The organism is Staphylococcus sp. 231237_7MaSpsaltlick (genome assembly GCF_043107035.1).
The window spans coordinates 1-903 of record NZ_JBICNX010000184.1 but is presented as its reverse complement, the minus strand read 5'-3'; the positions used below and the strand labels follow the sequence as shown (position 1 = coordinate 903).

Annotated in this window: 1 pseudogene; it reads left to right on the top strand. The window is 34.1% G+C overall.

Features of this window, described 5'->3' with window-relative positions:
* Positions 1–903, top strand: a pseudogene (locus tag ACF91D_RS30780) (hypothetical protein); the annotation flags it as partial.

Genomic DNA, 903 nt, shown 5'->3' with positions numbered 1-903 from the left:
ACTGAGATTTCAATTGAGTAACGACAAAGGACCATTACTAATTAGTAAGAATAATTTAACCGCATATGCTTATTTTGAATCAACAAATGGTAGCGCATCAGATGTAATTGAATTAGCAATTGAAGATGAATTTCAAGGCATTGTCACGATCACATTAGACAGTGCCTTTTTACATGCTTGCACAAACACAACGGTTACTGGTCAAGTTTATATCGGTGTGAATAATGTAGACGGTAATTCACAATATAATGAGGTTGCAGTGTTTAGAGAGTTTAAATTTGAAGTTGCAGACGCATTGATTAATAAAATTACTTCAACGACTAAAATTGAATACATTCGTATGTTTTCACAACTAAAACAACGAATCGAACAAGAAGTTAAAGATATCGAAGAAGCTATCGCTAACGGTGCCGATTATGTTGCAGAAATGAAAACAGTGTTACAACAAGGGAAAGATGCACTTAATAAGATTGTGATTGATGGTAAAGCAGATATTAATACACTCATTACACAATCTAAATCAGATATAGATGAAACAGTTTCACAAAGTATTGAAGATATCGCAACGTTATCAAATAATACGAAAACATCTATTCAAAATACTGCAGATACTGCGAATGAAAGTGTTAAAGCAACCAGTGACCAAGCTATTACCCATGTTGATGCAAAAGTGGCAGAATTTAATAAAACGGTTGAAGATAATGGTTTCGTTACACCGGAACAGTTGGACACTAATATTAATAGTCTTAATTGGCAAAAATACAAGTTAACAAATGATGATGGTAGTTATCAAATTGTTGCGTTAGCTGAAAACTTAGATAACCTATACAACCTACCAGCTGGTAACTTCTACACTACTTCAGTGCCAATCACCAGCGCTTCTTCTCAAGCTGGTTTTACGAC